The sequence below is a fragment of the Methanoregula sp. genome (assembly GCF_002835825.1).
Classification (GTDB): Archaea; Halobacteriota; Methanomicrobia; order Methanomicrobiales; family Methanospirillaceae; genus Methanoregula.
In genome coordinates, this window is sequence record NZ_PIZH01000085.1 from 1 (window position 1) to 6,975 (window position 6,975).

At 56.2% G+C, this 6,975-nt stretch carries 6 protein-coding genes and 1 tRNA gene; 4 read left to right on the top strand and 3 right to left on the bottom strand.

Annotated elements, in window-relative coordinates:
* Nucleotides 1–98 precede the first annotated feature (98 nt).
* The 3 genes from CW742_RS04665 to CW742_RS04675 are packed head-to-tail and all read left to right on the top strand — an operon-like array spanning nucleotide 99 to nucleotide 2,658.
* Nucleotides 99–1,412 (top strand): DUF58 domain-containing protein, encoded by a 1,314-nt coding sequence (locus tag CW742_RS04665; protein WP_292417157.1) that lies wholly within the window; start codon nucleotides 99–101, stop codon nucleotides 1,410–1,412.
* Entirely contained in the window at nucleotides 1,409–1,882 is a 474-nt protein-coding gene (locus CW742_RS04670; RefSeq protein ID WP_292417160.1) for a hypothetical protein, read from the top strand. Before CW742_RS04665 ends, CW742_RS04670 begins: the two co-directional genes overlap by 4 nt.
* Nucleotides 1,879–2,658: a hypothetical protein gene (locus CW742_RS04675; protein ID WP_292417163.1), complete on the top strand. Its 780-nt coding sequence runs from the start codon at nucleotides 1,879–1,881 to the stop codon at nucleotides 2,656–2,658. The genes CW742_RS04670 and CW742_RS04675 overlap by 4 nt, the downstream gene beginning before the upstream one ends.
* Nucleotides 2,659–2,704: 46 nt before the next feature.
* On the opposite strand, the gene CW742_RS04680 is transcribed toward CW742_RS04675, so the two are convergent.
* The 3 genes from CW742_RS04680 to CW742_RS04690 form a co-directional block, all read right to left on the bottom strand.
* Nucleotides 2,705–3,694 carry a DUF1616 domain-containing protein gene (locus CW742_RS04680; RefSeq protein ID WP_292417166.1) on the bottom strand — a complete coding sequence of 330 codons (990 nt, stop codon included), beginning with the start codon at nucleotides 3,692–3,694 and terminating at the stop codon, nucleotides 2,705–2,707.
* Nucleotides 3,695–3,831: 137 nt separating this feature from the next.
* Nucleotides 3,832–5,175, bottom strand: a complete 1,344-nt coding sequence (locus CW742_RS04685; protein ID WP_292417169.1) for a response regulator — start codon at nucleotides 5,173–5,175, stop codon at nucleotides 3,832–3,834.
* On the bottom strand, nucleotides 5,172–6,263 hold the full coding sequence (locus CW742_RS04690; RefSeq protein WP_292417172.1) for a carboxypeptidase regulatory-like domain-containing protein: 1,092 nt from the start codon (nucleotides 6,261–6,263) through the stop codon (nucleotides 5,172–5,174). Before CW742_RS04690 ends, CW742_RS04685 begins: the two co-directional genes overlap by 4 nt.
* A gap of 406 nt (nucleotides 6,264–6,669) precedes the next feature.
* Here CW742_RS04690 and CW742_RS04695 point away from each other — a divergent pair.
* A tRNA-Arg gene (locus tag CW742_RS04695) sits at nucleotides 6,670–6,741 on the top strand.
* The last annotated feature ends 234 nt before the right edge of the window (nucleotides 6,742–6,975 follow it).

The following is a 6,975-nucleotide window of genomic DNA, read 5'->3' on the forward strand; positions in this document are numbered from 1 at the left end:
GGCCCCGGATAGTCCTCCCGGGCGCGGCGGAAGTGGGAGGGATCACACGGGGAAAGGTGCTTGAAGGGAGACTTTCAAAAGTAGGGGTGCTCTGAGTTTTGCAGCTGAGACGATGCACGCAGGGGATCTGTCTTGTCATCCTCCTGTTACTTTCCGGCGCACTGGCACTCGACGACCCGGCCCTCCTCCGTGCCGGCAGCACGCTTGCCATTGGAGTTCTCGGGCAGTATCTCGTTTTCGACAGCGAAGTCCGGAAGATTGCATCCTCCGTACAGTGCCGACGGACACTGGGCCGGAATATGGTCCGCCGTGGTACCTCGCTCCAGGTGACTTCCCGGATTACCCTCCGCGGCATGCCGCGTGTCCATGTCATCATCGAAGAACTCCCGCCGCAGAAGACTCTCCTCATGGATGGTGAAACAACAATTGACACCGTTCCCGGCAGTCCCGGGCAAACTTACGTGTGCCGTTACCGGATCATTCCCCTGATCCATGGCGATCTCCGGTTTTCCGGAATTTCCCTGACATTCAAGAACCTCTTTTTTTCCGAAACACTGATATTATCCCGTGAGACGGAGACAGACCCCGTCCTTTCAGTCCTGCCAGCAGGGCTTTTCCAGGCACCGGCATCCGATTCGCTGGAAGGCACACGGGACAACCGGAAGGCAAGCATCCTCTCCACCGTCGACATCCACTCGCTCCGGGAATACCAGCCCGGCGATGACCTGCGCCACGTGGACTGGAAGATCTCGGCCAAGTACAACAAAATGTATATCCGGAAGTACAGCACCCCGACGAGCTTCCCCCCGCTCATCATCGTCGACCTTCCCTGGTGCGGGGCGCCCTACCCGGAAAAGGCATTCGCAAAGATGATCTCCGAGGTTACCGGGATGGTGACTGATACCCTGCAGTCGTTCCAGCATATCTCGATCCTTTTTATTTCCGGCCCAAACATCATCCACCTCATCCGCGAGGAGAAGAATCCCGCTCACTGCCTTGCCGAACTCAAAGAATGGATGCACCCGGCCGAGCGATCTGTCCACTTCTACCATATGCCGGACCGGAACGATCTCAGGAGCATGATCCGGCACTGCGAGGATGCAGGGGCACAGGCACGGGATCCGCAGGTCCGGGCGGCTCTTGAAACCCTGAAGGAGCGGTATTCCGGCATCCTGTATTGCCAGCGGAACCCGGCTTTTGCCGGACAGATCACCCGGACACTCTCGCAGCTGCTCCTGAATAACGCATACCTCTTCACGCTCGGTTGCGGGGATACAAGCCACATCCGGCATGTAGTCAGGCCCCTCCGGACCTGCCAGGTACAGGTAACGGTCCGGGTTGTTGAGGAAGCACGCGAAGGAAGGCCTGCCCGGAGGGATACCTTTTCAGCTGCGCGAGGGGTGGGCGCATGAACACATTCCCGCCGGAATTCCGGTTCCTCGTACCCCTTGCAGCGGGGATTATTGCAATTACTGCATACGTACGACCAGAGACCTGGTACCTTGCCCCGGCCCTTCTCCTTGCATTCCTTGGCATCTACGCAGTTTCCCGCAGCTGGCCGGACCGTGGGTTCTATCTTGTCTGCTCCGGCATGCTTCTCACGACAGCAGCGGGCACCATGAACCTTTGGGCCGGGCTTTTTACCGTTTGGATGGTAGGCGGTACAATCTGTTCTTCGCATGGCATTCTCAAAGAAACACAGGACTTCCACTCCTTCCTTTGTTTCTGCGGAATCACCACTGCCGTTGCGTTGCTTATTGAGTTCTCGAACCATGTAGTAATCCCGTTGTCCATCCTTGCGGCAGGTTTTGTCATGGTTCTCGTTGTCCAGTCCGTGCGCGTGTACCAGTTCAAAAAACACTATTCCGGTGGTGCATCATGATCTCTCCTGCAACGATCAATCCCCGCTATAAGGCAGCCCTTGCTCTCGTAATCCTGGCCACTGTTCTCGTAGCAACGGCCATCCTGACCAACCGTGGCGACTTCACGAGTGCGGCCCTTGTCATAGCAGCCCTGGCCTGCTTCCTGACGGGAATCTTCTTTGTCACGCTCTCCGCAAGCGATCCTCTTGACCTCCGTTACCTCAGTCTCCTGCCGGTCCAGGGCAGCATCAGCATGGCCCGCATCTGTGCAGATCTCGGGGCCCAGGGGAACGCTCATCTTATTCCCGGGGGCAGGGATGGCAGGGACCACCCCATGCTGCTGGTGCCGGCAGCTGAGTACACCGGTATGCCGCTCCTCACGGAACCGTTCGTTGCAGGCCAGGACATGGCAGGAATCCTCGTGGAGCCTTCCTGTGCCCCCCTTCTCCGGCTGCTCAGGACAGAGCAGCACCTCGCAATTCCCCATGACCCGGCCGGTCTGCAAAACCTGATCCGGGAACTTGGCGTTGATGTTCTTGAGGTTGCAGTGCGGACCAGTGCATCGGTGGAATCCGGAGTTATCACCATCGACATGGAAGATTACCGGCTCATTGACGGGTGCCGTGCCATGGTTGCGGAGTCGCAAAAGTGCTGTATTTCGAGCCCCTGCCCGGTCTGCAGTCTCTTTGCAGCCGTCTGTGCCGAGAGCACCGGAATGGTCGTGCGTGTTGAACGGTGTACTCCTGATATGAAAAAACCGGATGTTACAGCAATCTTTACCGTGCTGAATGAGTAACCTGAAACAGCCGGATTTCCGGAAGTTCCAGGTGAACCGGCACAGGTTACAGCGACCTCACTGACACCCAGAGATGGAGATCGCGATAGCTCTGGTTGATACGGTCTGTTCCAGTAATCCTGTCATCCGGCACGGTCTCGTTGAAGAGGAGAAACTCGAGCCGGTTATAGTCACCGGCAGCAACCGGCACGATGGTATAGGGCATGACCGTGGTCTGGTTATGGGCGACCTGTACCGGGAACCGATCGATACGGTCCATGGCATGCAGGGTGCTGGTGTTTGTGTTCTCGTCGAAGGTCATTTTCATAAAATACGTCTCGACCGTGTAGTTCACCGGCCGGTACTCGTGGTTGCCGATCCCGATAAAGAGGGAACTGTTCGTTCCTGTGACGAGACGGGTGGGATAATCGGCAGCCTTCTGGTTCTCCCCCAGGATAAAGAACTCCGTGAACTTTTCACCTTCTTTGGGGACAACAATGACAAAAACCGTTGTGGCAATGGCCCCGACAATGGCAACAAGGAGGATGATGGAGAGGATCCGGTCGGTGCGAGAGCTTTCAGAGGGGGGAAAGAACTCCGTTATTACAGCATTCCGGATCTCCTGGAACGGGACAACGAACCGGTCTTCTTCCGGAACCTGCGCCCTGCGGTACTGGGCAAGGACGCACAGGGTGACGGTAATCAGGGACAGGGAGACGATAATTGGATCGAGCCGGATCCCCCATGGCGTATAATTCAGGACAAGACCCGTGAGCGGAACAACAGCAATGGACAGCCCAAACGAGAGGGCAATCCTCTCGATGCCATCGAGATCGCGGGCAGCGGGAAAGAGGGCTGCAATCAGCGCATAGCCGGGGATGAACAGGACCAGCGGAATACCAAACAGGATGCGGAGGAAAGACCCGTTCAGGATGGGAACATAGATACAGAGAAGCGCACAAAGAAGCCAGAGTTCACAGGCCAGAAGATCGCGGGGCACCCGTGTTGTCGCAAATGCTGCAACAACGGTGTCATACGGGTGCTGCGGCGGATTCATGACAGAAATATTCACTGTTCAGGATATTATGCATGTCGGGATTTCTGGCGTCAGCATCGGCAGGCACATCCCGGTTGTAGTAAAAAAAAGAGTGGTTGAGCGTGACAGGAATTCGCGGAAGTGGGCACCCTTCAGTTTTACCAGTTGATCTCCGGCACACCCTTGGAGCGGAATACCTTGTTGATCTCCGTTTTCAGCTGCTCGGCACGCTGCTCGTTGACCCGGGTTGTCCTCGTGATCTGGTCGATTACCTCTTTATTCTCCGGTGTCATCTCATCAGGGCCCCAGGTCGGCGTTCCGGCAGGTGCCTGGAGGATATCGATGATCTTCTTGTTCACCGAGATCCGGCGGGAGAGCTTGGCCAGCTCGCAGAACTTCTCCCGGTCAACACCAACCTTCTTTGCGAGCTCCAGACCGTCCCTGAAACGCTGTTTCCTCTGGAGGATATTGTCGATCGCTGCGAAGATCTCTTCATGGCGGAAGGGTTTCATGATGTAATCATCGATACAGATGTTGTACTGCTTTGCTTCTGCCGATGTGAGATGTTTGCCGGTCAGCATCAGGACCGGAATCGGTTTTGTTATGGGATCCTTCTTGATCTGCTCGAGAGTCTCCCACCCGTTCATCGGCTGCATCAGGACATCGAGAAGGACCAGGTCAGGGAGTTGCTTTTTCAGGATATCAAGGCATCCTTTCCCGCTGAACGCCCGGATGGTCGCGTATCCCTCATCCGTGAGGAACTGGTCGATGATCTCTACCATCTCGGGATCATCATCAACGATGAGAACGGTCTGTTTCACCGGCTTTACCGCAGCGGCTGCTCCCGCCGGGATCGCTGTCGCTGCGGCCCTTCTCCGGACGGTCATGATGGCAAGACCTGCCGCGAGGAAGACCGATACGGAAAAAACTGCCACAAAGACAATGGGCAGGGGTGTTGTTTCAGCCACCGGTTCCATTGCAGCAAGCTGGGATGGCGCACTTCGCGCCTGGCAATCCGGATCCCCCGGATAATCAGCGCAGAAAAGACTGGCGGCTGGCGTTAGATCTGCGGATACCAGCAGTGCCCCGTTCCGCGAGTCCGTGAGTGTGAAGGATGCCATGTCCTGCACCCAGGGGACCGTGATACTCATGTCGCTTGCGTCACCGTCTTCAGTGTAACCGATCAGGGTCCGGCCTTCCGGGTCACCGAGGATATCTCCCTGCGCACGCCAGGGTTCCCGGGTGGAGAACGAGAGCCGTTCCTTTCCGGTGGGATCAAGGATGCTGCCTTTCAGTTCGCCGGACTGGAGTGCCAGGTTCGGGGCCCTGCCGTACTGGACCTCGGCTGACGAGAGCGTGTATGCCCCATCCAGGTAGTTGATCTGGATCCGGACAACCTTGTCGAAATCGGGTACTACCTGTTGAGCGGCGGCCCCGTACGGACAGAGACTGCTGCAGAGGATAACGATAAGGATGAGGCTGAACAGATTCCGCGGGGTCATGATGTCACCGCCTTTGAGAGAACATAGTTGATCCGCTGGGTTGCCGCTTCACCGAATTTTCCCCGGTAACCACTTGCCATGATATCGGGCATGGGGTCCCAGCGCCAGTAGGGCTGGCTGCAGCTCGCTGACGAGACCGTTGCAGCCTGCTGGATCTGCCGGCACTGCGCAGGATCCCGTCCATGGGAACGTGCGTCCGACTCACAGTTCTCACGGGAACTCCAGACATTTGCATGGGGATCATTCTGGTAATAATAGGTGTTGCCACAGTACGTATCGACAAGGTCATACATCGCATGCCCGGTCTCGTGCTGGATCAGGGTCAGCTGGTCTGACGGAGCCTTCATCAGGTTGCGGCCGGGCCCGTAATCCTGGCTGCACCCGGTCGGCTGGCAGGCAGCGTCCGAATAAGCACCATAGTATTTCGGGTACAGGATAACGGTTATATCGGCAAACGTCACCTCATTCCAGTAATTTGCGGGAATCGTCCCGGCACAGCCCTCAAACGCATCCGCAGGAGCCGACGTGTCATAGTAATAATAAAAATTAAACCGGTCGCGGTAATCAGCAGGAAGGGGTTTTGTTGACGAAGTAACCTTGTCAAGGTCCAGATACGTTGATTTGATCACCTTCATCACGTCCTCACGGAACCGGGTCTCGTTGTTGATATAGACCGGTGCTGATACCTTCGCATGGTCAGTACAACTGTAGGAGGTTGATGAAGGATAAAAAACTACGTTAATCGCACCTTTTTTCTCACCCTCGTCATTCAGGAGGACGAGCGCACCCTTTGCAATTTCCAGAGTGACGGTTGTCTGATCGGGAGAGACAATTTTTGTTGTGACTTCGCGGAAATCAGGCTTGGTTACCCGTACGGTATGAGTCCCGTCTTTGAGGCCATTGAGGGTTATCGCCCCGGACATGTCCGCTGTTGTCCCTTTGTACGCGCCATCAAGGTAAACCAGCGCGCTCCCGACAACGGCTTTGGTCCGGGCATCCTTGACGACTACCGTGAGAGATCCGGGTTCAGCTGCGGACACGGCCCATGCCAGGGTGAGAAGAAAGACTACCAGGAAGATTTTGCCCATTTTTCCAGAACAGGGGAGAAACGACATACAGGTGCAGCGATCCCTCGTAGGGGCCTACGATCACATATAAGATAGTTATCATTTATTGCAGGAGGTTTACAATACTTTCCTTGCAGACATCTGCCCCATACAGGTCATTCGAAGGATAATTCCTGCATTGTGCGATTGTTCTGTTGAAGTTTTCCGCTGCCCGGAAATGCGCTTTTTGGAGATCCCCACCCGATACGCTACTATCCGGATAGCCAGATGCAAACCCGGTCTCCGTGAGCTTTAATACAGAATGAGGTGTTGTTAATATGGAACCGTGAACGGGTGCGGAGCATGCTCCGGCCACCGTCGCAGGCACCCATGATATCCGGAGCGGGTGCATGCGTGGGGGGTTTTACACCGTGCATGGCCGAACAATGCCTCGGTAGGGTAGTGGACATCCTAGAAGCCTCCGGAGCTTTTGACCCGGGTTCAAGTCCCGGCCGGGGCGTATCTTTTCGGGGTTGGATTCCCGGCAGCAGCTAAAAAACCGATAGCGACCGCCAATGCAAGCTTTTTGAATAAGCTCGGGAATACCCCGGGCATGAAGACAAACATGCGGCGCGCTCCCCGGCGGGGAGATCGGGAATTCCACGAGCTGGATCCTCAGGCAGCGAACCAGCTTCTTAACCGTGCAATTCAGAACAACCGGCTCACGACAGACGACCGGACACTCATCCCGACG

Excerpts from the sequence above, each read along its gene's own strand:
- CW742_RS04685 (WP_292417169.1), bottom strand. The coding sequence starts at position 5,175 with ATGACCCCGCGGAATCTGTTCAGCCTCATCCTTATCGTTATCCTCTGC.
- CW742_RS04680 (WP_292417166.1), bottom strand. The coding sequence starts at position 3,694 with ATGAATCCGCCGCAGCACCCGTATGACACCGTTGTTGCAGCATTTGCG.
- CW742_RS04670 (WP_292417160.1), top strand. The coding sequence starts at position 1,409 with ATGAACACATTCCCGCCGGAATTCCGGTTCCTCGTACCCCTTGCAGCG.
- CW742_RS04675 (WP_292417163.1), top strand. The coding sequence starts at position 1,879 with ATGATCTCTCCTGCAACGATCAATCCCCGCTATAAGGCAGCCCTTGCT.
- CW742_RS04690 (WP_292417172.1), bottom strand. The coding sequence starts at position 6,263 with ATGGGCAAAATCTTCCTGGTAGTCTTTCTTCTCACCCTGGCATGGGCC.